This window comes from Acidovorax sp. GW821-FHT10E03, assembly GCF_059415205.1.
In genome coordinates this window covers 279,426-303,514 of the sequence record NZ_JBWKMU010000006.1, presented here as the reverse complement: position 1 = coordinate 303,514, position 24,089 = coordinate 279,426, and the positions used below count along the sequence as shown (strand labels likewise).

At 69.4% G+C, this 24,089-nt stretch carries 22 protein-coding genes; 15 read left to right on the top strand and 7 right to left on the bottom strand.

The features are described 5' to 3' along the window. Positions 1 to 80: 80 nt before the first annotated feature. Positions 81 to 1,031 carry a Bug family tripartite tricarboxylate transporter substrate binding protein gene (locus AC07OD_RS12975; protein WP_218297213.1) on the bottom strand — a complete coding sequence of 317 codons (951 nt, stop codon included), beginning with the start codon at positions 1,029 to 1,031 and terminating at the stop codon, positions 81 to 83. 139 nt (positions 1,032 to 1,170) lie between these two features. Here AC07OD_RS12975 and AC07OD_RS12970 point away from each other — a divergent pair, with 139 nt between their 5' ends. From AC07OD_RS12970 to AC07OD_RS12960, 3 genes are all read left to right on the top strand, one after another. Next, a complete protein-coding gene (locus tag AC07OD_RS12970) occupies positions 1,171 to 2,127 on the top strand; it encodes a LysR family transcriptional regulator (protein WP_218297072.1) in 957 nt (318 codons plus the stop codon). A gap of 88 nt (positions 2,128 to 2,215) precedes the next feature. Beyond that, positions 2,216 to 2,920 (top strand): riboflavin synthase subunit alpha, encoded by a 705-nt coding sequence (locus AC07OD_RS12965; RefSeq protein ID WP_218297073.1) that lies wholly within the window; start codon positions 2,216 to 2,218, stop codon positions 2,918 to 2,920. Between the two features lie 47 nt (positions 2,921 to 2,967). Next, positions 2,968 to 3,471: a GNAT family N-acetyltransferase gene (locus AC07OD_RS12960; protein ID WP_218339394.1), complete on the top strand. Its 504-nt coding sequence runs from the start codon at positions 2,968 to 2,970 to the stop codon at positions 3,469 to 3,471. Here the strand turns inward: AC07OD_RS12960 and gcvA are convergent. Beyond that, positions 3,444 to 4,346: a transcriptional regulator GcvA gene (gcvA, locus tag AC07OD_RS12955; RefSeq protein WP_218339395.1), complete on the bottom strand. Its 903-nt coding sequence runs from the start codon at positions 4,344 to 4,346 to the stop codon at positions 3,444 to 3,446. The two genes, AC07OD_RS12960 and gcvA, sit on opposite strands and share 28 nt — an antisense overlap. Positions 4,347 to 4,426: 80 nt before the next feature. On the opposite strand from gcvA, the gene AC07OD_RS12950 reads away from it, so the two are divergent. Together AC07OD_RS12950 and AC07OD_RS12945 are read left to right on the top strand one after the other, a co-directional pair. Further along, the gene (locus AC07OD_RS12950) at positions 4,427 to 5,326 is read left to right on the top strand and encodes a DMT family transporter (RefSeq protein ID WP_218297075.1); all 900 of its coding nucleotides are present in this window, start codon (positions 4,427 to 4,429) and stop codon (positions 5,324 to 5,326) included. Between the two features lie 74 nt (positions 5,327 to 5,400). After that, the gene (locus AC07OD_RS12945) at positions 5,401 to 5,898 is read left to right on the top strand and encodes an NUDIX hydrolase (protein WP_218339396.1); all 498 of its coding nucleotides are present in this window, start codon (positions 5,401 to 5,403) and stop codon (positions 5,896 to 5,898) included. Positions 5,899 to 5,979: 81 nt separating this feature from the next. Here the strand turns inward: AC07OD_RS12945 and AC07OD_RS12940 are convergent, their stop codons facing one another. The 5 genes from AC07OD_RS12940 to AC07OD_RS12920 form a co-directional block, all read right to left on the bottom strand. Continuing rightward, entirely contained in the window at positions 5,980 to 6,957 is a 978-nt protein-coding gene (locus tag AC07OD_RS12940; protein WP_218339397.1) for a Bug family tripartite tricarboxylate transporter substrate binding protein, read from the bottom strand. Between the two features lie 38 nt (positions 6,958 to 6,995). After that, positions 6,996 to 8,177 carry a tricarballylate utilization 4Fe-4S protein TcuB gene (tcuB, locus tag AC07OD_RS12935; RefSeq protein WP_494596976.1) on the bottom strand — a complete coding sequence of 394 codons (1,182 nt, stop codon included), beginning with the start codon at positions 8,175 to 8,177 and terminating at the stop codon, positions 6,996 to 6,998. Beyond that, positions 8,164 to 9,630 (bottom strand): FAD-dependent tricarballylate dehydrogenase TcuA, encoded by a 1,467-nt coding sequence (tcuA, locus tag AC07OD_RS12930; RefSeq protein WP_218339399.1) that lies wholly within the window; start codon positions 9,628 to 9,630, stop codon positions 8,164 to 8,166. The genes tcuB and tcuA overlap by 14 nt, the downstream gene beginning before the upstream one ends. Positions 9,631 to 9,822: 192 nt before the next feature. Beyond that, positions 9,823 to 10,806, bottom strand: coding sequence for a LysR family transcriptional regulator (locus tag AC07OD_RS12925; RefSeq protein ID WP_494596974.1), 984 nt, complete (start codon positions 10,804 to 10,806; stop codon positions 9,823 to 9,825). Positions 10,807 to 10,958: 152 nt separating this feature from the next. Then, positions 10,959 to 11,774, bottom strand: a complete 816-nt coding sequence (locus AC07OD_RS12920; RefSeq protein ID WP_218297081.1) for an IclR family transcriptional regulator — start codon at positions 11,772 to 11,774, stop codon at positions 10,959 to 10,961. Between the two features lie 101 nt (positions 11,775 to 11,875). Here AC07OD_RS12920 and AC07OD_RS12915 point away from each other — a divergent pair, with 101 nt between their 5' ends. The 10 genes from AC07OD_RS12915 to bcsB all read left to right on the top strand — a co-directional run bounded on the left by AC07OD_RS12915 (position 11,876) and on the right by bcsB (position 24,013). Then, positions 11,876 to 12,898, top strand: a complete 1,023-nt coding sequence (locus tag AC07OD_RS12915) for a tripartite tricarboxylate transporter substrate binding protein (RefSeq protein WP_218339400.1) — start codon at positions 11,876 to 11,878, stop codon at positions 12,896 to 12,898. 34 nt (positions 12,899 to 12,932) lie between these two features. Beyond that, complete coding sequence (locus AC07OD_RS12910; protein ID WP_218339401.1) at positions 12,933 to 14,420, top strand: class I adenylate-forming enzyme family protein; 1,488 nt, start codon at positions 12,933 to 12,935, stop codon at positions 14,418 to 14,420. A gap of 13 nt (positions 14,421 to 14,433) precedes the next feature. Further along, the gene (locus AC07OD_RS12905; protein WP_218339402.1) at positions 14,434 to 15,225 is read left to right on the top strand and encodes a citryl-CoA lyase; all 792 of its coding nucleotides are present in this window, start codon (positions 14,434 to 14,436) and stop codon (positions 15,223 to 15,225) included. Then, positions 15,222 to 16,052: an SDR family NAD(P)-dependent oxidoreductase gene (locus AC07OD_RS12900; RefSeq protein ID WP_494596971.1), complete on the top strand. Its 831-nt coding sequence runs from the start codon at positions 15,222 to 15,224 to the stop codon at positions 16,050 to 16,052. The genes AC07OD_RS12905 and AC07OD_RS12900 overlap by 4 nt, the downstream gene beginning before the upstream one ends. Before the next feature lie 102 nt (positions 16,053 to 16,154). Beyond that, entirely contained in the window at positions 16,155 to 17,276 is a 1,122-nt protein-coding gene (gene mnmA, locus AC07OD_RS12895; RefSeq protein WP_218339404.1) for a tRNA 2-thiouridine(34) synthase MnmA, read from the top strand. Between the two features lie 326 nt (positions 17,277 to 17,602). Then, complete coding sequence (gene bcsD, locus AC07OD_RS12890; protein ID WP_255590973.1) at positions 17,603 to 18,079, top strand: cellulose biosynthesis protein BcsD; 477 nt, start codon at positions 17,603 to 17,605, stop codon at positions 18,077 to 18,079. Positions 18,080 to 18,125: 46 nt separating this feature from the next. After that, positions 18,126 to 18,680 (top strand): cellulose biosynthesis protein BcsP, encoded by a 555-nt coding sequence (gene bcsP / locus AC07OD_RS12885; protein ID WP_218339405.1) that lies wholly within the window; start codon positions 18,126 to 18,128, stop codon positions 18,678 to 18,680. Further along, positions 18,677 to 19,459, top strand: a complete 783-nt coding sequence (gene bcsQ / locus AC07OD_RS12880; RefSeq protein WP_218297088.1) for a cellulose biosynthesis protein BcsQ — start codon at positions 18,677 to 18,679, stop codon at positions 19,457 to 19,459. Before bcsP ends, bcsQ begins: the two co-directional genes overlap by 4 nt. Continuing rightward, positions 19,456 to 21,642, top strand: a complete 2,187-nt coding sequence (gene bcsA, locus AC07OD_RS12875; RefSeq protein WP_218297089.1) for a UDP-forming cellulose synthase catalytic subunit — start codon at positions 19,456 to 19,458, stop codon at positions 21,640 to 21,642. Before bcsQ ends, bcsA begins: the two co-directional genes overlap by 4 nt. A gap of 49 nt (positions 21,643 to 21,691) precedes the next feature. Then, on the top strand, positions 21,692 to 24,013 hold the full coding sequence (gene bcsB / locus AC07OD_RS12870) for a cellulose biosynthesis cyclic di-GMP-binding regulatory protein BcsB (RefSeq protein WP_218339406.1): 2,322 nt from the start codon (positions 21,692 to 21,694) through the stop codon (positions 24,011 to 24,013). Positions 24,014 to 24,089: the final 76 nt, after the last annotated feature.

Here is a 24,089-nt window from a genome sequence, read left to right as displayed (position 1 = left end):
GCATTCAAGGGCGAACCCCGTGCGGCATCAGTGACACGGCACGGGGTGGATTGAGAGAGAGGGGCTTGCGGGGCGCGGGCTTACTTGGCGCTGAGGTTCAGCTTTTCGAGCGTGGGGCCCCAGGCCTTGGCGTCGCGCACCGTGGTTTCCATGACCAGCGACGCAGGCCCGGACACGGCGATCACGCCCATGGTCTTGAGCTTGGCCTGCACTTCGGGGCTCTTGTGGAAGCTTTCCGTGGCCTTGTTGAGCTTGTCCACGATGTCGGCCGGCGTGCCGGCGCGCGCCACCACGGCGCTCCATCCCAGGGAGTCAAAACCCTTCACGCCCAGCTCGCCCAGGGTGGGCACATCGGGCAGCTCGGGTGCGCGCTGGGGGGACAGCACGGCCAGCGCATTGAGTTTCTTGGCCTTGATGTGCGGCAACGCTGTGCCATACACCACGCCCATCAGTTCGGTCTGCCCGCCCATGGTGGCCATGACGCCGTCGGCTTCGCCCTTGTAGGGGATGTGGGTCATCGAAATGCCCAGCGCTTCATTCACCAGTTCCACGGCGAGGTGGGTGGAATTGCCCAGTCCGGCGGACGCGAAATTGAGCTTGCCGGGGGCCGCCTTGGCCTTCTCCGTCAGGTCTTTCAGCGTCTTGATGCCCGTGGCGGGATTGGCCGACAGCACGATCGGCACGGTGGTCAGCATGGCCACGCCCGTGAAATCCTTCTCGGGGTTGTAGGGCAGGGGTTTGTAGGTGAACTGGTTGAGCACCATGAGCGACACGCTGCCGTACAGCAGGGTGTAGCCGTCGGCGGGGGCGCTCAGCGCGTTCTGTGCGGCAATGAGCCCCCCTGCGCCGGGCTTGTTTTCCACCACGATGGTGCCGCCCAGGGCCTTGCCGGCATGTTCTGCCCACAGGCGCGCGATCGTGTCGGAGCTGCCGCCCGCCGCCTGCGAGACCACCAGGCGCACGGGACGGTTTGGGTAGGCGCCTTGCGCATGCGCGGCGGTGGCCGTGGCGGCTGCGGCAGCGACGCCCATCAGTAGCCTGGAGACGTTGTTGATTGTGTTGAACACGGTGACCTCGACGGGGAAGTTACAGAAAAGATGAGCACATTGTCATGACGAATACTGCTGATTGCCTAGTGAAAAGGCAGAATGGGGCCATGAGGATTTGTTCATGATTGATCGTTCGGAAGGCACGTCCTGGGCGCGGCGCATCAAGGTCCGGCACCTGGAGTCGTTCCTGGTGCTGGACGAGGCGGGCACGCTCACGCTGGCGGCGGCGCGGCTGCACATGACGCAGTCGGCCATGTCGCACTGGCTGGCCGAGATGGAGGGCGTGGTGGGCTCGGCGCTCGTGGTGCGTGGGCGCAAGGTGCAGCTCACGCCCGCCGGGCACCTGCTCAAGCGGCTGGCCATCAACGTGCTGGGCGACATTGCCCGCACGGGCCGGGAGATGCACGCCATGGCCGAGGGACGCGTGCCGCGCCTGAACGTGGGCAGTGTCTGGGCGGGTATCGCCGGCGGCCTGCCCGAGGCCGTGAGCGCCTTTCAGCAGGACCATGCCGATGTGGCCGTGTCGATCCACGACGGGCCGTTCGACCATCTGCTCAAGGGGCTGGAGACGGGCGCGCTCGATGCCGTGATCGGCGTGCTCGATGCGCGGGCCCACCGGCCGGGGCTGGACCACCAGGTCCTGTTTGACGACCAGGTGGCCGTCGTCATCGGGCACGGCAGCAAGTACTGGTCGCGCAGCGCGGGGCTGGGCTTCGCGGACGTGCTGCACGAAAACTGGGTCATGCCGCCCAGCGGCACGCTGACGCGCATCCAGATGGATGCCTACCTGATCGCGCAGGAGGCCTCATGGCTGGTGCCGAAGGCCGAGACGGCGTCGCTGGCCATGATGCAGGCGCTGTTGCACAAGGGCGACTATGTGGGCGTGTGTTCGGAATCCATGGCCGACTACATGGCGTCGCTGGGGCTGTTCAGGAAGATCGCCATCGACTCCAGCATCCGCTTCGGGCCCATCACCGTGGTCTGGCACCGCGAGCGTGTCTCGGCCACGCTCATGGACTTTGTCGGCTGCCTGGTGGGCCACGCGCGGCGTGCGCCCCCGCTGGCGCACAGCCCGTAGGCGCGGCGGGACCGCGCCGCCCCGGCGCGCGGGGCCGGGTGGCAAAATTGAAGGCCCTCCCCTCTGCCACCTACCCGGAAACCGCGCCATGTTCACAGGCATCGTCCAAGCCACGGCAGGCATTGCCGCCATCCACGATCGCGCAGGCCTGCGCACCTTCACGCTCGACTTCCCGGAAGGCTTCTGCCAGGACCTCGCCATCGGCGCCAGCGTGTCCACCGACGGCGTGTGCCTCACGGTGACGGAAATCCTCTCGCCCACGCAGGCCAGCTTCGACGTGATGCTGCAGAGCCTGAACATCACCACGCTGGGCGGCTACCAGCAGGGCGACCGCGTGAACGTGGAACGCGCGGCCAAGGACGGCGCCGAGATCGGCGGCCACCCGCTGTCGGGCCATGTGGACTTCACCGGCACGCTCATCGAGCGCCGCGAGTTCGACAACAACCTGGTGTGGCGCGTGGCCGTGCCCGAGGCGTTTCGCCGCTACATCTTTGCCAAGGGCTACATCGCCATCCACGGCGCGAGCCTCACGGTGGCCGAGGTGAACCGGCAGGAGGGCTGGTTCGAGATCTGGATGATTCCCGAAACGCGCCGTGCGACGGTGTTTGAACACAAGAAGGTGGGCGACCCGCTCAACATCGAGATCGAGCGCAGCACCCAGGTGGTGGTGGACACTGTGCGCGAGGCCGTGCAGGAAAGCCTGGGCCGGCTGCAGCCGGTGCTGGAAGCCCTGCTCAGGGAAAAGGGCCTGTCGCTCGACGACTTCGTGCAGCCGCCGGTGTTGCCGCATTGAATGGAACACATCCGGGCCCTGGCGTGGTGGCCCCTTCCGATGATCCGATGACGAGGGTGCGCCCCCTGGCCGTCGCCGACCTGCCCGGCCTGCTCGCGGTGCAGCTGGCCTGCTATGGCGCGGGCTTCGTGGAGAGCGGCGAGGTCTTCGCGGCCCGCCTGGCCAGCCCGGCCAACTGCTCGCTGGTGCTGGAGCGCGCGGGCGTGGTGTGCGCCTATCTGGCGGCCTACCGGTCGGTGATGGGCAAGGTGACGCCACTGCATGGCGGCTTCGAGGCCGTGCCGCAGCCCGATACGCTCTACCTGCACGACATGGCCGTGCTGCCCGGCTGCGCGGGCCAGGGCCTGGCCCGCGCGCTGCTGCAGCCGATGTGGGAAGGGGCGCGGGGCCAGGGCCTGCGGCACACAGCGCTGGTGTCGGTGCAGGGCTCGCAGGCGTACTGGGAGCGGCAAGGCTATGCCGTGCAACCCCTGGCCGATGCGGCGCAGCGCGAACGGCTGGCGAGCTATGGAGACGGCGCGGTCTACATGGTGCGTGCACTCGCTCCCTGACCGGCGCTCCCCTGCGCCATGACCCAGTCGCGAAAGCGGCGCAGCGCGGGGTCGATCAGGGCTTCGGGCCGGTACACCAGGTGGTAGGCCAGCGGCGCCGGAAGGGGCTTGCAGTGCACGCAGACCAGCGCGCGCGCGGCCAGCTCCTGCTGCACGAGCGCACGCCTTGCCAGCGCAAAACCCCGCCCGGCCACGGCGGCCTCGATGGCGGCGTTGGAATGCGCGAACACCACGCCGCCGTCGCAATCCACGCCCGCCACGCCATGCGCCTCGCACCACAGGCGCCAGTCGCCACGGTGCTCGTCGTGCAGCAGCCGGGCGCTGTTGATGTCGGCCACGCGCGCCGACCGGCGCGGCGCGAGCAGGCGCGGGCTGCACACGGGCACCAGGTCGTCGGCCACCAGCACCTCGGACCGCAGGCCGGTGTATGCACCCTGCCCATGGCGCACGGCAAAGTGCACGCCTTCGGCCGCGAGGTCCACCGCGCGGTTGGTCGTGCCCACGTGCACGTCCATGTCCGGATGCTGCTGCAGGAAGCCATGCAGGCGCGGCACCAGCCACTGCACGGCGAAGCCCGGCGTGCAGCTCACCAGCACCACGTGCCGCCGGTTCGTCGACGCGATGCGCGAGGTGGCATGCCCGATCAGGGCCAGGCCCTCGGCACAGGCCACCTGGTAGTCGCGCCCGGCCGCCGTGAGCGCCAGGCCGCGCGGCTGGCGCTCGAACAGCGCGCAGCCGAGGAACTCCTCGAGCTTGCGCACCTGCTGCGAGACGGCGCCGGGCGTGACATGCAGCTCCTCGGCCGCGCGCCGCACGCTGGCGTGGCGGGCCGTGGCCTCGAAGAAGCGGATGGCGATCAGGGGCGGCAGGCGCATGGTGCTTGTATAGCGTGGCTAAACGGGTGTGCAGGATAAATGGTTTGCCGCCACGGCACCATGCCCCGAAGATGCCGGGCATGAACCTCCCCAGCCTGCTCCGTCTTTTCGCCCTGGCCGCCCTGTGGGGCGGCAGCTTTCTCTTCATGCGCATCGCCGCGCCGGTGTGGGGGGCGGTGCCCACCGCGTTCGGCCGCGTGGTGCTGGGCGCGGCGGGGCTGCTCGCGCTGCTGGCGGTGGTGCGGCTGCGGCCCGCGTTCGGGGGCAAGCTGGGCGCCGCGCTGGTGCTGGGCGCCATCAATTCGGGCATACCGTTCCTGATGTTCGCGCTGGCCGCGCGCGTGCTGCCAGCGGGCTACAGCGCCATCCTCAATGCCACCACGCCGCTCATGGGCGTGGTGATCGGTGCGCTGGCATTCGGCGAGCGCCTCACGCCCGCCCGCGTGGGCGGCGTGCTGCTGGGCATGGCGGGCGTGGCGGTGCTCGCGCAGGCGGGGCCGGTGGCGCTCAGCGCGCCGGTGCTGGGCGGCATCGCCGCCTGCCTGGTGGCCACGGCCTGCTACGGCCTGGCGGGCTTTCTCACGCGGCGCTGGATCACGCAGCGCGGCGGGCTCGACAGCCGCCTGGTGGCGCTGGGCAGCCAGTGGGGGGCCGTGCTCGCGCTGGCGCCGTTCGCCCTGTGGGAGGCGGCGCACCAGCCGGTGGCCACCTGGCTCGCGGCCGGCCCCGCCGTCTGGGGCGCGATGCTGGCGCTGGGCCTGCTGTGCACCTCGGCCGCCTACGTGCTGTATTTCCGGCTCATCGCCGACGTGGGGCCCGTCAAGGCGCTCACCGTGACCTTCTTGATCCCGCTGTTCGGCGTGGCCTGGGGCTGGCTGGTGCTGGGCGAGGTGGCCACGCTGGCGCACGCCGCCGGCGGCGTGCTGATCGCGCTGGCGCTGTGGCTGGTGCTGCGGCCCGCACCGGCCCCGCAGCGCTGAGCGCGGGACGGCGCTGCGAAGGGCGATGCCGGCCGCGGCAGCGCGCGTCATGGCCCGTGGTCATAATGCGCGCCATGCCCCACCGCTGGAAACCCAACGTCACCGTGGCCGCCCTCATCGAGCGCGATGGCCGTTTTTTGCTGGTCGAGGAAGAGACGACCGACGGTCTCAAGCTCAACAACCCCGCCGGCCACCTGGACCCGGGCGAATCGCCCATCCAGGCCTGCGCGCGCGAGGTGCTGGAAGAGACGGCCCATGATTTCGTGCCCACGGCGCTCGTGGGGGTGTACATGAACCGGTTCACCAAGACGCGCACGGGCGACGACATCACCTACATGCGCTTTGCGTTCGCCGGCACCCTGGGCACGCACCATGCGTGGCGCCCGCTGGACGCGGGCATCGTGCGTTCGGTCTGGATGACGCTGGACGAGATCAGGTCCTGCGCCGACCGCCACCGCACGCCACTGGTGCTGCAGTGCATCCAGGACTACCTGGCCGGGCAGCGCTTTCCGCTGGACTTGATCCATACCGACCCCAGCGTGCTGCAGATGCCGGACACGGCGCGGCCCTGAGGCCCGGGACTGCCGCATCCTCTTCACCGGCGTGCCCACGGGACGCCGTACAGTGCCTCAAGGGAGTGATTCTTCCCCCCTCTACTCCGCCGTGAGCTTGCGCTCCTTGATGATGGTGGCCCACTGGGTCGATTCCTTCTTCATGAAGGCCGTGAGCTCGGCGCGCGTGGTGGGCTGGGGCGTGAGGCCATGCTTGTTGAGCGCCTCTTTCACGCCCGCGTCGTTCAGCACCTTCACGATCTCCTGGTTCCAGCGTTCCAGCAGCGGCACCGGCGTTTTGCCCGGCGCCACGAAGGCGTACCAGTTGAGCGCCTCGAAGCCGGGAAAGCCCGATTCCGCCACGGTGGGGATATTGGGCAGATAGGCCGGCCGCGTGAGGCCCGTGGTGGCCAGCGGGATCAGCTTGCCCGTTTCGACATGCGGCAGCGCGGTGGGGGGCGCGGCAAAGTACGAGGTGACGCGTTCGCCCAGCAAATCCTGCAAGGCGGGTGCCCCGCCCTTGTAGGGCACATGGGTCATGTCGATGCCCGCGCGCTGGTTGAACAATTCGCCCGCCAGGTGGGATGCCGAGCCCGCGCCCGTGGAGGCGAAGTCCACGCTGCCGGGCTTCTTCCTGGACAGCTGCACGAATTCTGCGAGCGTCTTCGCGCCCGCAGCCTTGTGCACCACCAGCACGTTCGGAAAGTTCACACCCCCCGACACCGCCGCCAGGTCCTTGAACGGGTCATAGGTGAGCTTCATCAGGTGCGGCGCGATGGTGAGCGGTCCCACCGAGCCCAGCAGCAGCACCGTGCCGTCCGGCGCCGCATTGGCCACGAACTGGTGCGCGATGTTGCCGCCCGCCCCGCCCTTGTTGTCCACCACCACCGACTGGCCGATGTTCTCGGAGAGCTTCTTGGCGATCAGGCGGGCGGCCGCATCGGCCGCGCCGCCCGCGGCAAAGCCCACGACCAGGGTGACGGGCTTCTTGGGCGGAAAGTCTTGCGCGGCGGCGCCGAAGGCCAGGGGCAGGATTGCCAGCGCCAGGGCGCATTGCAGCAGGGTTCGTTTGGGGGTCATGGGGTCTCCTTCATCGTGGGTTGTGTGGTGTCAGTGAATCAATCAGCGCCCAGCCCGATGGGGTTGGGCTGGCGCTTTTCCACCGCATGGCGCAGCAGCGATGCGGTGCGGAAAATGCCGTGCGCGAACTTGCCGTAGGGCAGGGTGGCGAACAGCGCCATCACCGCGCCCAGGTGCAGGCACAGCAGCAGCGGCAGGGCGGGCGTGCCGCGCGCGGCCCAGAGCAGCAGGCCGCTGGTGGCGGTGAGGAACAGCAGCGCGATGAAGGCGCGGTCCATGGGCTTTTGCGCGGCGTCGCCATGCTGTGGGTGACGGCGCAGGTTCAAGCGCCACAGGCCCGCCGTGCCGATGGCCAGGCTGATGCCGCCCACGCCGCCCAGCAGCTTGGGCAGGCTGGGCAGGTCGTACGGTGCGGGCGCGCCCAGCAGGTAGTGGTACAGCGTGGCGACGCTGGTGGCGGCAAAGCACAGCATGAAGCCGTAGAACGTGAGGTGGTGAAACCGCCGGCGCGACAGGGTGTAGGCATCGTCCTCGTTGTGGCAGCCGTCGCCATGGCCGCCGTCCAGGTATTTGAGGCGGAGCACCGCGTCGGCGGCCTCGACCGTGGCGGGCGCGCTCAGCGGCGCGCCGCTGGTGGCGGGCGTCACGTCGCGCCAGAAGCGGCGCACGCCCAGGCCCAGCGCCAGCGTGGCGAACAGGAACACCGGCGCGAACAGGCCCACCAGCAGGTTGTGCGGAAAGATGCCGTAGAAGCCGCCCACGGGCGACTGCCACAGCGCACCCAGGCCCTGGCCATGCAGCGCTACGGCCAGCACCATGAACAGCGTGAGGCCTGCCACCAGGGCCAGTGCCAGGGTCAGCCCGTTGCGCTGGTAGAGCGCACCGAGCGCCAGGGGCCAGGCGTAGTCGGTGTAGGTCTGCCCCCGCACCTGGGCCATGGCCTGCGGTACGTTCACCGCAAATTCATGCGGCGGCGCGTATTGGCAGGCGTGCAGGCAGGCACCGCAGTTGTGGCACAGGTTGGCAATGAAGTGGATGTCGGCCTTGCCAAACTCCAGCCGCCGCGTCATGGCGGGGAAGACGGCGCAAAAGCCCTCGCAGTAGCGGCAGGCGTTGCAGATCTGCAGCTGACGGGCCACTTCGGTTTCGGGGGCCGACAGCACGATGTTGCCGTTCGCCAGCGCCCGGGCGTCGCGCGTCAGGGCTTCAAGCGTTTGCATCACTAACTCCTGTTTTCATAGCTGCTGGCGCTTTGTGGATAAGCGCTGGAGCCTGTTTGGATGCCAAAGCGGCCTGTGCGCCCGCGATGCGGCCGAAGGCCGTGCCGATGCTCATGCCCACCCCGGCCGTGTAGCCCTTGCCCAGCACGTTGCCGGCCATCATTTCGCCGGCCACGAACAGGTTGGGGCTCGGCACGTCGCCAAAGCGCACGGCGGCGGTGTCGTCGGTGCGCAGGCCCAGGTAGGTGAAGGTCACGCCGGGCCTGAGCGCGTAGCCGTAGAACGGGCCGGTGGCGATGGGCCGCGCCCAGTGGGTCTTGGCGGGCGCGATGCCCTCGGTGTGGCAGTCGTCCAGCGTGGTGTGGTCGAAGGTGCCCACGCGGCAGGCGGCGTTGTAGCTGTCCAGCGTGCGCATGAAGCGGTCCACGGGCAGGCCGAGTTGTTGCGCCAGCTCGGGCAGGGTGTCGGCCTTCACGCCCGGGAACACGGGCGGCATGAAGCGGCCGATGGCCTGGCTGTCGATGACCGAGTAGCCGATCTGCCCCGGCTGCTGCGCCACCAGGCGGCCCCAGATCGCGTATCGCTTGGGCCAGAAGTCCTCGCCCTCGTCGTAGAAACGCTCGCCATCGCGGTTGACCACCACGCCCAGCGACACGCAGTCGATGCGCGTGCAGATGCCGCCGTCGTACAGCGGCGCGCGCGCGTCGATGGCCACCATGTGCGCCTGCGTGGGGTCGCCGATGCGGTCGGCGCCGTGGTCGTCGAGCAGGTGGCGCAGCAGCACGCCCCGGTTGTAGGCCGTGCCGCGGATGAGGAAGTTGTCCGACGGCCACTCGCCGCGTTCGTTCTGGCCCCAGGCCTCGCGCAGCCATTCGCGATTGGACTCGAACCCGCCCGCCGCGAGCACGCAGCTCTTGGCCGTGATGCGCTCGCCGCCGGCCAGGTGCGCCGCGACGAAGCGGCCGTTGTCGATGTCCAGGCGCTCCACCGGGGCTTCGTAGCGCACCCGCACGCCCAGCGCCTCGGCGCTGCGGTAGTAGGCATTGACCAGCGCCTTGCCCCCGCCCATGAAGAACGCGTTGGTGCGCGCCACGTGCAGCGTGCCGGCCAACGCGGGCTGAAAGTGCACGCCGTGGCGGCGCATCCAGGGCCGGCAGGTGCTCGACTCGCGGATCACCAGGCGCGCCAGGTGTTCGTTGGTGAGGCCGCCCGTCACCTTGAGCAGGTCTTGCCAGAACTCTTCTTCGGGGTAGGCGCCGACCAGCACGTCCTGCGGCGCGTCGTGCATGCAGCGCAGGTTGCGGGTGTGGGCAGAGTTGCCACCGCGCCAGGCGCGTGGGGCCGATTCGAGCAACAGCACGCTGGCGCCGGCCTCGCGCGCCATCAGGGCGGCGCACAGGGCGGCGTTGCCGCCGCCGATGACGAGCACATCAACCACAGCGTCGCCGCTCATGGCCGGTGGCTCCAGGCCATGCGCTGTGCGTGGGGGAATGAAGAAGGGGTTTTGGGGCCCATGGGGTGTCTCCTGGCGAGGTCGCCGTGTCGTTCATCGTGGTGACGGCGACTGTAGGGAGACGTGGGCCCTCCGTGCAGCAGGCTCAGGTCATGGGGGTATCACGGATCGAGATGGCAGCGCGTGGCAGGTTCAGGCGGGCGCGCCCTCGCCACCGATCCATGTCGTTCCGAACCACTGGCCGGTGGCCACGAGTTGGCGCACGCAGTCGGCCACCACCACGCGCGTGGCCAGCGCGGCGGGCGAGAGCTCTTCATCGGGCAGGCTGCACAGCAGGTTGACGCGGCGCGCGGGCGCGTCGGTCAGGCGCGCGCACTGGAAGCGCAGGGCGGCATCCGGGTAGCGGCCCATGGCGGCCCAGGGCTGCACGGTGGAGCCCAGGCCCGCGTCCACGGCGGCCATCACCATGGCGAGCGAGTCCACCTCCAGCACCACGTGCGGCGCCACGCGGTCGCGCGCGAAGGCGGTGTCCAGCGTGCTGCGCAGGCCGTGCGGGCCGGTGGGCAGGATCAGGGGTTCATGGACCAGTTCGGCCACCGTCAGGGTCTCGGGCAGCTGCCGGCCGCCGGGGTTGCCGGGGCCGCTGCGCGCGCAGATGAGGAACAGGTCTTCCTCGAGCAAAGGCGCCATCTCCCAGCGGCGCGCGCCGCTGGCCTGGCGCGCCTGGTGCAGGCGGGTGTCGAACAGCACGGCCAGGTCCAGCTCGCGCGCGTTGAGCATGGCCGTGAGGTGGCCCGACATGCTCTCGACCATGTGCAGCCGCACGTCGGGGTAGCGCGCGCGCATGGCCTGTATCAGCGGCAGGCCCAGCACGCTCGACGTGGTGGGCGCCAGGCCCACGGTGACGGTGCCCGACAGCCGCGCCTGCTGCGCGGCGCGCACGGCCTGGTCGGCATGGCGCAGGGTGAGCTGCGCCTCGCGGAAGAAGGCCAGCCCCGCCTCGGTGGGCGCCACGCCGCGCGGCGTGCGGTGCAGCAGGCGCGTGGCCAGCTCGCCCTCCAGCCGGGTGATCTGCTGGCTCAGCGCGGACTGCACCACGTCCAGGTCCAGCGCGGCGCGGCTCATGGAGCCGCGCTCCACCACGCGCACGAAGTAGCGCAGTTGTCTCAGTTCCATCGGGGTCCTCGGGGCCGCGGCCATCACGGCGCGTGATGGGGCGGATGTTCGCACATTCCGCCGCGACCGGGGTTTTGGTCGAAATAGGCTTGTAGCGCTTTATCCATAAGCGCTGACAGCTACTGTTTTGATAGTATCTGGCGCCCGGCCGCTCACACCCCGCCCGGCAGCAGCGCCGCCAGCGCCTCGCGCATCCAGCGCGCGATGAGCTGCTGGCGCTCGCGCGGCATGCGGTCCACGGTGGATGCCACGCTGATCGCGGCCACGGGCTCGCCGGCCGCGTTGCGCACGGCCATGCCGGCGGCCAGCACGCCCTGGGTGGCGTGGTTGCCCACCACCGACCAGCCGCGCTCGCGCGTGGCGCGCACCAGGATGGCCAGGCGCTCGGGCGTCATGCCGCCGTAGCGCGGCAGCGCCTGCGCGTTGGCGGCGATGGCGGCCTGCATCTCGGCATCGGGCAATGCGGCCAGCAGCGCCAGGCCCGCCGCGCCCACGCCCAGCGGCTGGCGCGTGCCCACCTGGATCACGAGGATCTGCACCGGGTGCGTGCCCACGTGGCGGGCGATGCAGTGCGAAGTGGGCCCCTCGCGCACGATGGCGAAGGCCGCATCGCCGCAGGCGCGGCTCACGCGCTCCAGCACGGGCGCCAGGCGCATGGCCATGTTGGGCTGGCCCGCGGGCTCGGCCATGGCCGCAAGGCGCGGGCCCGCCACGTAGCGAAAGCGCCCGCGCTGCGCCACATAGCCGCTCTCCAGCAGCGTGGCCAGCAGGCGGTAGACGGTGGCGCGCTCCAGCCCCGCCGCGCGGCACAGGTCGACCACGCGCGCGCCGTCGCGACCCTGGGCCAGCACGGCGTCCAGCACCTGCAGGCCCCGGCGCAGCGTGCGGCTGCCGGGGTCGTCGGGGGCTTCGGGCGGGGGTGGAACGTCCGGCAGACGGACGTTTCGATTCGCAGGTCGGGAGGGCATGGGAAAGAATTTGTCCGTCGATGCAACCAGCGCGCAGTGTGCCGCAGAGCCACGCCGCCGGGGCGCCCAGACGGATTTTCAGACACACCAGGAGACAAGACATGACCTCGCATACCACTCCCTCTGCCACGCCCTACACGGCTCCGCGCCGGCGCCTGCTGGCCCTGGCCGCCGCCATCGCCTGCACCGCCGCCCTGCCCCTGCAGGCCCAGACCGCCAGCGCCACGGGCTGGCCCGCCAAGCCCGTGAAGCTCGTCGTGGGCTATGCGGCTGGCGGCGCCACCGATGTGATCGCGCGCCTGGTGGGCGCCAGGCTCGGCGACCAGCTGGGCCAGCCCGTGTTGGTGGACAACCGCGCGGGCGCCAACAGCAACGTGGGCGCCGAGGCCGTGGCGCGCTCGCCGGCCGACGGCTACACGCTGTACGTCTACACCATCGCCAACACCATCAACGCCACGCTGTACCCCAAGCTCGGCTACGACCCGGTCAAGGACTTCGAGCCCATCGGCATGATCGCCAGGATTCCGAACATCCTGGTGGTCAACCCCAGGCTGCCCATCAAGAACCTGGCCGACTACGTGCGCTACGCCAAGGAGTCCAAGGACGGCATCACCTTCGCGTCCTCGGGCAGCGGCTCGTCCATCCATCTCTCGGGCGAGATGTTCAAGATGCAGTCCAAGCTCAAGATGCTGCACGTGCCTTACCGGGGCAGCGCGCCTGCCGTCACCGACTTGCTGGGCGGCCAGGTGGATTCGATGTTCGACAACACGCCCTCGGCGCTGCCGCATGTGCAGGCGGGCAAGCTGCGCGCCATTGCCATCACCAGCGCCCAGCGCTCGCCCTTGCTGCCGGATGTGCCCACGCTGGCCGAGTCGGGCTATGCGGGCTTCGACGTGCAGTCGTGGTTTGGTCTGGCCGCACCGGCGGGCACGCCGCGCGCCGTGGTCGAGCAGGTCAATGCGGCCCTCAACAAGGTGCTGGCCCAGCCCGAGGTGCGCAACCGCCTGCAGGAGCTGGCCGCCACGCCCGATGGGGGCACGCCCGACAAGATGCGCGGCTTTGCCGCCGCCGAGATCAAGCGCTGGCGCGAGGTCGTCAAGGAATCGGGCGCATCGGCCGAGTAATACGCAACCTCCCGCAACCTCCCCTGCCGCCCCTATGTTCCCCATCGACTTCTTCTGGCGCGCCGCCCAGCGCTGGCCCGACCGCATCGCCATCGACGCGCCCGAGGGCGCCATCCGCTACGACGCGCTGGCCGCCCGCGTGGCAGCGCTGGCGGCGGGCTTCACCGCCATCGACCCCACACCCCAAAGCCGCGTGGGCATCTGCGCGGGCAACAGCGCCGACCACATCGCTGCGCTGCTGGCGGTGCTGGCCTGCGGCAAGGTCTGGGTGCCGCTCAACCCCAAGAGCACCCGACCCGAAATCCGCCGCATCATCGACGCGACCGAGCCCTCCATCCTGGTGCTCGACACGGCCTGTGCCGATCTGGTCGAAGGGGCACCCGGTGCCCGCGTGCCGACCGCAGGGCTTGCCGACCTGGCCGCCGTGCATGCGGGCGCGCAGCGCCCGGTGATCGACTTGCCGGACGACGCCACCCAGGCCATCAAGTTCACGGGCGGCACTACGGGCGCGCCCAAGGGCGTGATGCAGCCCTACCGCGCGTGGATGGCCAACATCACTAACCAGATCCACGCCTGGGGCTTCGACGAGCACGAGCGCTACATCGTGGCCGCGCCCATCACGCACGGTACCTCCACCTACCTGCTGCCCATCCTGGCGCAGGGCGGCTGCCACGTGGTGCTGGGCGGCGCGGGCGCCGAGGCGGTGCGCACGGCCTTCCGCGAGCGCGGCGGCACGGTGTGCTTCATGCCGCCCACACTGGTCTATATGCTGATGGCGCTGCCGGGCGTGTCGCGCGCGGACTTTCCGCGCCTGCGCCGGCTGATCTACGGCGGTGCGCCCATGCCGCCCGAGAAGATCCGCCAGGTGCGCGATTTCTTCGGCCCCGTGCTGGGCACCACCTACGGCCAGACCGAGGCGCCGCAGATCCTCACCGTGATGCAGCCCGGGGACTTCGAGGACCCGGCCAACTGGGCGGCCGTGGGCCGCACCACCTGGTTCAGCGACGTGGCCATCATGGCGCCCGACGGCCGCCTGCTGCCCACGGGCGAGGTGGGCGAGGTGGTGGCGCGTGGCGACCTGCTGATGACCGGCTACTGGCGCCTGCCCGAGAAGACCGCCGAGACCCTGGTGGACGGCTGGCTGCACACCGGCGACCGCGGGCTCATCGACGAACGCGGTTATCTCTACCTCAAGGACCGGCTCAAGGACATGGTGATCACCGGCGGCTTCAACGTCTACCCCGTGGATGTGGAGAACGCGCTGGGCCAGCACCCCGCGGTGCACGAATGCGCCGTGTTCGGGCTGCCCGACGACAAGTGGGGCGAGACCGTGCAGGCCGCCGTGCAATTGCGCCCCGGCGCGCAGGCGACGGAAGCCGAGCTGATCGCCTTCGTGCGCGAACGCCTGGGGCCGGTGCAGACGCCCAAGCACATCCATTTCCACGAGAGCCTGCCCCGTTCGCCCGTGGGCAAGGTGCTCAAGTCCGCCGTGCGCGATGCGGCATTGGCCGCCACGGCCTGAAGGAACCATTCACATGACCTCCACCACTTCCAAGACCCCCGTCACCCGCCTGTGCACCCACACCCTCACCAGCCTGCATTACCGCGATGCAAACCTGGTCGAGGACTTGATGGGGAAGAAGACCTTCACCGAGGTGATGCTCATGCAGATCCTGGGCCGCGCGCCGCGCGGCGTGGACCTGCGCATCACCGACGTGGTGCTCATCGTGCTCATGGAGCACGGCCTCACGCCCAGTGCGATCGCCACGCGGCTGATCTACATGAGCGCGCCCGAGAACCTGCAGGGCGCCGTGAGCGCGGGCCTGCTGGCCGTGGGCAGCTCCTTCGTGGGCACCATGGAGAACTGCTCCAGTCTGCTCGACCGCATCGCGGCGGCTGAGGACCCCGAAGCCGAAGCGCTGGCCATTGCACGCCACTACAAGGGCCTGAAATCCCCAGTGCCCGGCTTTGGCCACCACCTGCACAAGCCCGTGGACCCACGCGCCTACAAGCTGCTGGAGATGGGCCGCGCCGAGGCCGAACTGCAGGGCGACAAGATCCGCGCGCTGGAGATGCTGTCCAGCGCCGTCGATGAGGTCGCAGGCCGCGCCATCACCATCAACGCCACGGGCGCGGTGGCGGCGCTGCTGGGCGAGATCGGCGTGCCCACGGCGGTGATGCGCGGCTTTGCCGTGATCTCGCGCGCGGCCGGCTTGGTGGCGCACATCGTGGAGGAGCAAGACAGCCCGTCGGGCCGCTTCATCTGGGACACGGTGGAGCATGCGATCCCCTTCGTCGGCGGCGCGGGCCAGGGCGGCCCGGCGTGAGCGCCGTACCGCATCCACCCGCCCTGCCGCTGGACCTCTCGGGCCGTGTGGTCTTCGTGGCCGGGGGCGGGTCTGCCGGACCGGGCTGGAGCATTGGCCGCGCTGCCTGCGTGACCTACGCCCGCCTGGGCGCCAGCGTCTGCGTGGCCGACCGCGATGCGGCCTCCGCTGAAGAGACCACGGCGTTGATCCATGCCGAGGGCGGCACCGCCGCCACCTTCGTGGGCGATGTGGCCGAGGCGGCGGAGGTGAAGCGCCTGTTCGCCGAGGCGCGCGAACGCTTCGGCGGCGCCATCGACGTGCTGCACCACAACGTGGGCATCGGCAAGACGGGCGGCCCGCTGGAGACCAGCGCCGAGGACTTCGACCGCATCCACGGCGTGAACGTGAACAGCCTGCTGCTGGCCTGCCAGCAGGTGCTGCCCGGCATGGTGGAGCGCGGGCGGGGTTCCATCATTGTGATCTCGTCCATCGCGGGCATGCGCTACCTGGGCTACCCGCACCTGGCGTATGGCGTCACCAAGGCGGCGGTCACCCACTTCACGCGTCTGGTGGCGCAGCAGTACGCGGGCCAGGGCGTGCGCGCCAACACCGTGGTGCCGGGGCTCATCGACACGCCGCGCATCGCGACCACGGTGGCCAAGATGTTCTCGGACGCCAGCCTCGACGAGGCCCGCGCCGCGCGCGCCCGCCAGGTGCCCATGGGCCGCATGGGCACCGCCTGGGACGTGGCGCACGCCTGCGCCTTCCTGGCCAGCGATGCGGCGGCCTATGTGACCGGCACCGAACTGGTGGTGGACGGCGGCATCACGGGCAAGTTCGTGTAGTTCCGCCCAGCCCTGTCCCCGGCCGCCGGATGGCCTGCCGGGGGACAGGGCGTTCCTGGCGCCCGCGCGTGCCCTGCCGCTACAAAAAATACAATCGGTGCGATGACAGCATCCCCCAAGCAGCGCGTCGTCGTCGGCCTCTCCGGCGGCGTGGACTCCGCCGTGACCGCCCACCTGCTCAAACAGCAGGGCCATGAGGTGGTCGGCATCTTCATGAAGAACTGGGAAGACGACGACGACAGCGAGTTCTGCTCGTCCAACATCGACTTCGTGGACGCGGCCGCCGTGGCCGACGTGATCGGCATCGAGATCGAGCACGTCAACTTCGCGGCCGACTACAAGGACCGCGTGTTCGCCGAGTTCCTGCGCGAGTACCAGGCCGGCCGCACGCCCAACCCCGACGTGCTGTGCAACGCCGAAATCAAGTTCAAGGCCTTCCTGGACCACGCCATGCGCCTGGGCGCCGAGAAGATCGCCACGGGACATTACGCGCGGGTGCGCCGGAACCCGGCCTCGGGCCTGTTCGAGCTGCTCAAGGGGCTCGACCCGTCCAAGGACCAGAGCTACTTCCTGCACCGCCTGAACCAGGCCCAGCTGTCCAAGACCCTGTTCCCGGTGGGCGAGCTGCACAAGACCGAGGTGCGCCGCATCGCCGAGGAGATCGGGCTGCCCAACGCCAGGAAGAAGGACTCCACCGGCATCTGCTTCATCGGCGAGCGGCCGTTCCGCGAGTTCCTGAACCGCTACATCAGCCACGCACCGGGCCCCATCCAGGACGACCGGGGGCGCACCATCGGCAAGCATGTGGGCTTGAGCTTCTACACGCTGGGCCAGCGCCAGGGGCTGGGCATTGGCGGCATCAAGGAAAAAGGCGTGCAGCGCGGCGGCGGCGATCACGCGCCCTGGTTTGTCGCCCGCAAGGATCTCGCCACGAACACGCTGCGCGTGGTGCAAGGGCATGACCATCCCTGGCTCCTGTCCCACGCCCTGCAGGCCCAGGATGCCAGCTGGACGTCGGGCCACCCACCGGTTCCCGGCCACTACGGCGCCAAGACCCGCTATCGGCAGCAGGACGCCGCCTGCTCGGTCGTCAGCGCGGCGGGCACGGATTTCCAGCTGCGGTTTTCCCAGGCGCAATGGGCGGTCACGCCCGGCCAGAGCGCGGTCCTGTACGACGGGGAGGTGTGCCTGGGTGGCGGGGTCATCGGGTCGGCTACAGACTGAAACACTCGGGATTTTTCCAGCGCAGCCCAGGTGGCGGCGGGTCGCAAATGCGGGCTTTTCAATTGTCACTGACTATCGAATTAACGATTCAATAGCAATTGATGCGAGATATGTGGTGTGGCACCCACAACCCTCTACGTAGATACCGCCAGTTGAACTAAGTTGACCTTCTGTTCGCTGCGGCAAGTGCCATTTCGGCGGGCAGGGCTCCTAAAATTCCTGCAAACGCTGTTTGAAACCACATGTATCAACCGATGCATATGGTAAACCCTTAGTCCACCCCGCCGAGGGCCATCACCGGCCCGATGCTTGCTCGCGTGCGCGCCATGTCCTCCATCGTTTCCATGCCCTCCAGTCCCGAGATCGCCGAACACCTGGCCCAGCAGCAGTGCACGGTCCAGTGGAGGGGGTTCTTTCAGGCCCTGGCGTCGGAGTTTGCCGCCGCACTCGCGCCGGAAGACCTGCGCGCGCTGATGTTCCGGGTGGGGGCACGGTTCGCGGCGGAGCATCCCCTGCCGGCGTGCGCCACCCTGCAGGAGCTGGAGCAGGCCATGTCGGCCGTGTGGACCCGCATCGACTGGGGCTGGGTCCGCCTGGTGCAGGACGTGGCGCAACTGGACATCCACCACAGCCTGTCGCCCGTGTCCGCTGCGTTCGGGCCCGACCACGCACCATGGTCGGGTGGTTTCCTGGAGGGCGTCTATCAGGGCTGGTTCGAACTGGCCGGCGCTGGCCAGCTCAAGGTGGTGCAGCGCGCGCCCGCGGATGCCTGGGGGTGCGTGCACCTCCAGCTGGCACGCTGAGCCCTGCGGATTTCGGATTTCTACGTTTCGGCATTGACGGTGACCCATGAAGCATTCAGACGACATCGTGAACCTCTTTCAGCAGTTCGGCGCCAAGGCGGACCCTTACCATGAGCTGGCCCGCCAGCAGGAGCACAAGCTCTCCAGGGAGCGCTGGCCCCTGGTGTCGGCCGTCCGGGACGCCGTCGCCGATGACATTCCCTCCGTAGACCGCCGCGCCGGCGCCCCCGGCGCCCCGACGCCCCAGGCGGCCTTCGCGCCCGCGCCGGCTTCGGCACGGCCCGTCCCCGCGGGCTGGGCGCAACCCGCCGCGCGGCCTGCGGCCGAGGTTCCTCCGCCCGTGGTGGCGCCCACGCCCATGCCTGCGCCTATGACCCCGGCGGACCGCGTGCCACCCTCGGCCGCGCTGGCCGCCCGTTCGCCCCTGGCCGGCCTGGCCGGCCTGCGCACCGCGGCGGCCCCTTCCCCTTCCGATGCGGCGGCGGGGCAACCCGGTTCGCTGCCCGCCGATCTGCCGTCGGTGTTTGCGCGCCTGGCGGGCGCGGGCGACACCCCGCCCCGGCCCGCAGCGGCCTGGCAGCCTCGCAAGGGCCACCCATGAAAGTGATTGCCATCGTTTCTGCCAAGGGCGGCGTGGGCAAGACGACACTGACCGCGAACCTGGCCACCGCGCTGGAGCGCCAGGGCGTGGCGACCTTGCTGGTGGTGGACATGGACCCCCAGAATGCGCTGGGCCTGCACTTCGGAGCCGATCCCCGCTCCCTCGCGGGCGTGTCCCGGGCCAGCCTGGCGGGCGAAGGCTGGGCCTCCGTCTGCGTGGAAAGCCCCTCGGGGGTGCATGTGCTGCCCTATGGGGTGGTGAACGAGGCCGACCGCGTGGCCTTCGAGCGGCATCTGGATGCGCATCCGCACTGGCTGGCACAGCAGCTGGAGAGCCTGGAACTGCCGCAGGACGCGGTCGTGCTGATCGACACGCCGCCCGGCCCCTCCGTCTACATGCAGCAGGCGCTGGCGGCAGCCCAGGTGGTCGTCGTGGTCAGCCTGCCCGACGCGGCATCGTATGCCTCGCTCGCCCTGATGCAGCGCCTGGTGCACACGTACTGCACGCCGCGCCCCGACTTTTCCGAAACGCTCTATGTGCTCAACCAGGCCGACGGCGCGCGCCAGCTGTCCAAGGACATCACGCGCGTCATGCAGGACAACCTGGGCGAGCGGCTGGTGGGCGTGATCCACGAGGACCAGGCCGTGCGCGAAGCGCTGGCCTACGACCAGAGCGTGCTGGAGTACGACGCACAGGGCCAGGCGGCCGATGACCTGCGCGCCTGCGCGCGCGTCCTGGCGCAGCGCCTGCGCCTGCCGCTGGCGGGGGCCGCGCGATGAGCGTCGACCAGCGTCCCCGGGCCGACGAAGTCGCCGACGCCGACTCCCACAGCCCCCAGGCCCGCTGGCGCACCGTGGTGCATGCCATCACCGGGTGGAACCTGTGGCAGCACCCCGTGGTGCGTGTCGCGGCGGTGGTGTTCAGTGCCCTCCTGATGGGGCTGGTCATCAGCGTGCCGCTCGACCTCCAGGGCCAGATCCTCTTTTCCGTGGGCTCGTTCGGTGCCGCCTTGCTGCTGAGCAAGACGCCCGGCCGCCTGTCCACGCTGGCCATGATCGTGCTGTCGATCTCGGCGTCGTCGCGCTACATCTACTGGCGCTTCACGGACACCATCGGGTTCACCAACCTGCTGGATGCGGCTTTCGGGTACGGCCTGGTGCTGGCGGAGCTGTATGCGTTCGCGGTGCTGCTCATCGGCTACTTCCAGACGGCGTGGCCGCTGCAACGTCGCCCGGTTCCCATGCCCCAGGACATCAGCACCTGGCCCAGCGTGGACGTGTTCATCCCTTCGTACAACGAGCCGCTCGAAGTGGTGCGCCAGACCGTGTTCTCGGCCATGAGCCTGGACTGGCCGGCCGACCGGCTCCACGTGTACGTGCTCGACGACGGCCGCCGCCCCGAGTTCCGCGAATTCTGCGAAGAGCTGGGCGTGGGCTACCTGATCCGCGACAACAACCACCATGCCAAGGCCGGCAACATCAACGCGGCGCTGAAAGTCACGCACTCCGAATACATCGCCATCTTCGACTGCGACCACATTCCCACGCGCTCGTTCCTGCAGATCTGCATGGGCTGGTTCTTCAAGGACACCAATCTGGTGATGCTGCAGACACCGCACGTGTTCTTCTCGCCGGACCCGTTCGAGCGCAACCTGGACACGTTCCACCGCATGCCCAACGAGGGCGAACTGTTCTACGGCATCGTGCAGGACGGCAATGACCTGTGGAATGCCTCGTTCTTCTGCGGTTCCTGCGCCATCATCCGCCGCAAGGAGCTGCTGGAAGTGGGCGGCATCGCGGTGGAAACCGTGACCGAGGACGCGCACACCGCGCTCAAGCTCAGCCGCCTGGGCTACAACACGGCCTACCTCGAGGTGCCCCAGGCCGCGGGCCTGGCCACCGAGAGCCTGTCCGGCCACGTGGGCCAGCGCATCCGCTGGGCACGCGGCATGGCGCAGATCGCGCGCACCGACAATCCGCTGTTCGGCAAGGGCCTCAAGTTCGGGCAGCGCCTGTGCTACCTGAACGCGATGCTGCACTTCTTCTACGGCCTGCCGCGCCTGGTTTTCCTGACGGCGCCGCTGGCCTACCTGTTCTTTGGCGCGCATGTGTTCCAGGCCACTGCGCTGATGATCACCGCCTACGCGCTGCCCCACCTGGCCCACGCCAGCGTGACCAACTCCCGCATCCAGGGGCGCTTTCGCCATTCGTTCTGGAACGAGGTGTACGAATCGGTGCTGGCCTGGTACATCATGCGCCCGGTGCTGGTGGCGTTCATCAACCCCAAGCTGGGCAAGTTCAACGTGACGGCCAAGGGCGGGGTGATCGAGAAGGCCTATTTCGACTGGACCATCGCACGGCCCTACGTGGTGCTGCTCCTCATCAATCTCGTCGGGTTCGCGGTGGGAATCTGGAAGCTGTTCTCGTCGGCGGGCGATGAAACCACGACGCTGGTCATCAACATGGTCTGGACCACCTACAACGTCATCCTGCTGGGCGCCAGCGTCGCGGTGGCCAGCGAGACCCGCCAGATCCGGGGCACGCCGCGCGTGGCCGCCTCCCTGCCCGCCGTGATCCGCTTCGACAACGGGCGCACGCTGGTGTGCAAGACCGAAGACTTTTCCCAGCACGGGCTGGGCCTGTCCGTGCCCCCGGACAGCGACATTCCCATGGGCAGCCGCCTTTCGGTGTCGCTGTTCCGGTCGGACGAAGAAGGTGTCTTTCCCGCGGTCGTCACGTTCAGCGGCAAGGGCCGCCTGGGCGTGAAGTTCGACAACCTCAGCCTGCACCAGCAGGCCGAGCTGGCGTCGCTGACCTTCGCGCGGGCCGATGCGTGGATCACCAGCTGGGGCACCGGCCAGCGCGACAAGCCACTGCGCTCGCTCCGAAGCGTGATCGTGATCGGGCTGCGCGGCATGGGGCAGCTGACCGTCTCGGCCGTCAAGTCCCTGAAACCCCGCTGAGAACACCGACACGTTCCAAGCCTTTCCCTGTTTCCAAAGACTCCACACCATGATTTCCAAAAGACATCCGACAGCGCGGCTGCCGCGCAAGCGCATGCTGCCTGCCATGCTGGCCTTGGTACTGGCAGGGACGGCCGTGCCGGTTTCGCAGCTCTCCGCCGCCCCCGCGCCCGTGGCGGCCGGCGTGGACGCGGCGGCGGCGGCACCGCAGTCCGACGGCGGCGTGCGCGTGCACCGCACCAGCTTCAAGGACCTGGGCGCCCTTTTCCCCCTGCAACTGCGGGGCGTGGACGGCACCAGCGGCGTGGCCTTCAGCGTGCGCGGCGACGAGGTGGTCACCGGCGCCCGGCTGAAGCTGAACTATTCGTACTCGCCCGCCCTGCTCACCAACCTGTCCCACATCAAGGTGCTGGTGAACGAACAGGTGGCCGCGACGATTCCGGTGACCACGCAGCAGGCGGGCGAGAACCTGCAGCGCGAGATCACCATCCCGCCGCGCCTCATCACCGAGTTCAACCGGCTGAACCTGCAGCTCATCGGCCACTACACCATGGAGTGCGAGGACCCGCTGCACTCCAGCCTGTGGGCCAACATCGGCAACGACAGCGTGCTGGAGCTCACCGTCGCGCCGGTGGCGCAGACGAACGATCTGGCGCTGCTGCCCCAGCCGTTCTTCGACCGCCGGGACGTGCGGCCGCTGGACCTGCCCATCGTGTTCAACGCGGCGCCCAACGCGGGCATGCTGCAGGCCGCGGGAACCATGTCTTCCTGGTTCGGCGCGCTGGCGGGTTTCCGGGGCGCGAAGTTCCCCTCCTTCATTGGCGAACTGCCACCGCGCGGCAATGCCGTCGTGATGGTGGCCGGCCGGGGCCAGGCCCCGGCGGGCCTGGCGCTGCCCGAAATCCAGGGCCCCACGGTGGCGGTGGTCAGCCACCCGGCCGACCGCAACGGCAAGCTGCTGCTGGTCATGGGGCGTGACGAGGCTGAGCTGGCCGTGGCCGCCAAGGCGCTGGCCATCGGCTCCTCGGCCCTGTCCGGCCCGCTGGCGCGGATCACCGAGGTCACGGAACTCAAGCCCCGCAAGCCCTACGACGCGCCCAACTGGCTGGCCAACGACCGTCCGGTGAAGTTTGGCGAGCTGGTCGAAGCCCAGGCGCTCAACGTGTCCGGTTATTCGCCCGACCTGATCCGCGTGAACTTCTTCCTGCCGCCCGACCTGTTCGCGTGGCGCCAGAAGGGCATCCCGGTGGACCTGCGCTACCGCTATACGCCGCGCCCCAACGCGGACAAGTCCACGCTCAATATCAACGTGAACCAGCAGTTCCTGCGGTCCCTGCCGCTGCATGCTGTGAACCATGAGGAGCCGGGCGCGCTCGACCGCCTGTTGACGACGGTGATGCCCAAGGGCGAGATGGCGCCGGAGCGCGAGAGCTTCCACATCCCGCTGTTCAAGCTGCCAGCCCAGTCGCAGCTGCAGATGCACTACTACTACGACGTGGTCAAGCAGGGCGCGTGCAAGGACGTGCCGCTGGACAACGTGCGCGGTTCGGTGGAGGCCGATTCGACCATCGACATCTCCGGCTTCCCGCATTTCATCGCGATGCCCGACCTGGCCGCCTTCGGCAATGCCGGGTTCCCGTTCACCCGCATGGCCGATCTCTCGGAGTCCGCCGTGGTCATGCCGGACAAGCCGGGGGTGCAGGAGTACACGGCCTACCTGGGGCTGATGGGCGTCATGGGGCGCGTGACGGGGTACCCCGCCCTGGGCGTGACCGTGGCGCAGGCCCAGCAGGTGGACAGGCTCGCCGACAAGGACCTGCTGGTCATTGCCTCCGGCGGCAACCAGCCCTTGCTCAAGCAGTGGGCCAGCGCCATCCCCGCGGCCTTGCAGGGCGATGCGAAGAGTTTCCAGATGTCGGACTTCGCCAACCGCCTGCTGCGCTGGTGGGGTTTTGGCCAGGAGTCCAGCGTGCACGCGCGGCGCAACCAGGTCGCGTTCTCCAGCAACAGCACCGATGCGCTGGTGGCTGGTTTTGAATCGCCCCTGCGCAGCGGCCGCAGCGTGGTGCTCGTGGCCAGCAACCAGCCCGCGGGGCTGGGGCAGGTGATGGATGCCCTGCTGGACGCCGAATTGCTCAAGCACGTGCAGGGCAGCACCACGGTGATCCGCGGCAAGCAGGTGGACAGCCTGGTCGCCGAGAAAAACTACCATGTGGGCCAGCTGGGCCCCCTGCTGTACGCGCAGTGGTTTCTTTCGCGCAACCCGCTGCTGCTGATCCTGCTGGGCGTGTCGGCGGCGGTGCTGATTGCGATCATCATGTACCTGTCGCTCAGGGCGCGCGCACGGGCGCGGCTCAAGCAAAAAGGTTGAGGCAAGGCGCAGCACGCCCGGTATTTTCTGAATCACGCAACACAGTCCCGGCACCTCGGTGGCCGGGAACCTCGCA

Excerpts from the sequence above, each read along its gene's own strand:
- AC07OD_RS12940 (WP_218339397.1), bottom strand. The coding sequence starts at position 6,957 with ATGACCCCCAAACGAACCCTGCTGCAATGCGCCCTGGCGCTGGCAATC.
- tcuB (WP_494596976.1), bottom strand. The coding sequence starts at position 8,177 with ATGCAAACGCTTGAAGCCCTGACGCGCGACGCCCGGGCGCTGGCGAAC.
- AC07OD_RS12920 (WP_218297081.1), bottom strand. The coding sequence starts at position 11,774 with ATGCCCTCCCGACCTGCGAATCGAAACGTCCGTCTGCCGGACGTTCCA.
- AC07OD_RS12975 (WP_218297213.1), bottom strand. The coding sequence starts at position 1,031 with ATGGGCGTCGCTGCCGCAGCCGCCACGGCCACCGCCGCGCATGCGCAA.
- bcsP (WP_218339405.1), top strand. The coding sequence starts at position 18,126 with ATGAAGCATTCAGACGACATCGTGAACCTCTTTCAGCAGTTCGGCGCC.
- AC07OD_RS12905 (WP_218339402.1), top strand. The coding sequence starts at position 14,434 with ATGACCTCCACCACTTCCAAGACCCCCGTCACCCGCCTGTGCACCCAC.
- bcsD (WP_255590973.1), top strand. The coding sequence starts at position 17,603 with ATGTCCTCCATCGTTTCCATGCCCTCCAGTCCCGAGATCGCCGAACAC.
- tcuA (WP_218339399.1), bottom strand. The coding sequence starts at position 9,630 with ATGAGCGGCGACGCTGTGGTTGATGTGCTCGTCATCGGCGGCGGCAAC.
- gcvA (WP_218339395.1), bottom strand. The coding sequence starts at position 4,346 with ATGCGCCTGCCGCCCCTGATCGCCATCCGCTTCTTCGAGGCCACGGCC.
- AC07OD_RS12910 (WP_218339401.1), top strand. The coding sequence starts at position 12,933 with ATGTTCCCCATCGACTTCTTCTGGCGCGCCGCCCAGCGCTGGCCCGAC.
- AC07OD_RS12945 (WP_218339396.1), top strand. The coding sequence starts at position 5,401 with ATGCCCCACCGCTGGAAACCCAACGTCACCGTGGCCGCCCTCATCGAG.
- mnmA (WP_218339404.1), top strand. The coding sequence starts at position 16,155 with ATGACAGCATCCCCCAAGCAGCGCGTCGTCGTCGGCCTCTCCGGCGGC.
- AC07OD_RS12925 (WP_494596974.1), bottom strand. The coding sequence starts at position 10,806 with ATGGAACTGAGACAACTGCGCTACTTCGTGCGCGTGGTGGAGCGCGGC.
- bcsA (WP_218297089.1), top strand. The coding sequence starts at position 19,456 with ATGAGCGTCGACCAGCGTCCCCGGGCCGACGAAGTCGCCGACGCCGAC.
- bcsB (WP_218339406.1), top strand. The coding sequence starts at position 21,692 with ATGATTTCCAAAAGACATCCGACAGCGCGGCTGCCGCGCAAGCGCATG.
- AC07OD_RS12965 (WP_218297073.1), top strand. The coding sequence starts at position 2,216 with ATGTTCACAGGCATCGTCCAAGCCACGGCAGGCATTGCCGCCATCCAC.
- AC07OD_RS12970 (WP_218297072.1), top strand. The coding sequence starts at position 1,171 with ATGATTGATCGTTCGGAAGGCACGTCCTGGGCGCGGCGCATCAAGGTC.
- AC07OD_RS12960 (WP_218339394.1), top strand. The coding sequence starts at position 2,968 with ATGACGAGGGTGCGCCCCCTGGCCGTCGCCGACCTGCCCGGCCTGCTC.
- AC07OD_RS12915 (WP_218339400.1), top strand. The coding sequence starts at position 11,876 with ATGACCTCGCATACCACTCCCTCTGCCACGCCCTACACGGCTCCGCGC.
- AC07OD_RS12950 (WP_218297075.1), top strand. The coding sequence starts at position 4,427 with ATGAACCTCCCCAGCCTGCTCCGTCTTTTCGCCCTGGCCGCCCTGTGG.
- bcsQ (WP_218297088.1), top strand. The coding sequence starts at position 18,677 with ATGAAAGTGATTGCCATCGTTTCTGCCAAGGGCGGCGTGGGCAAGACG.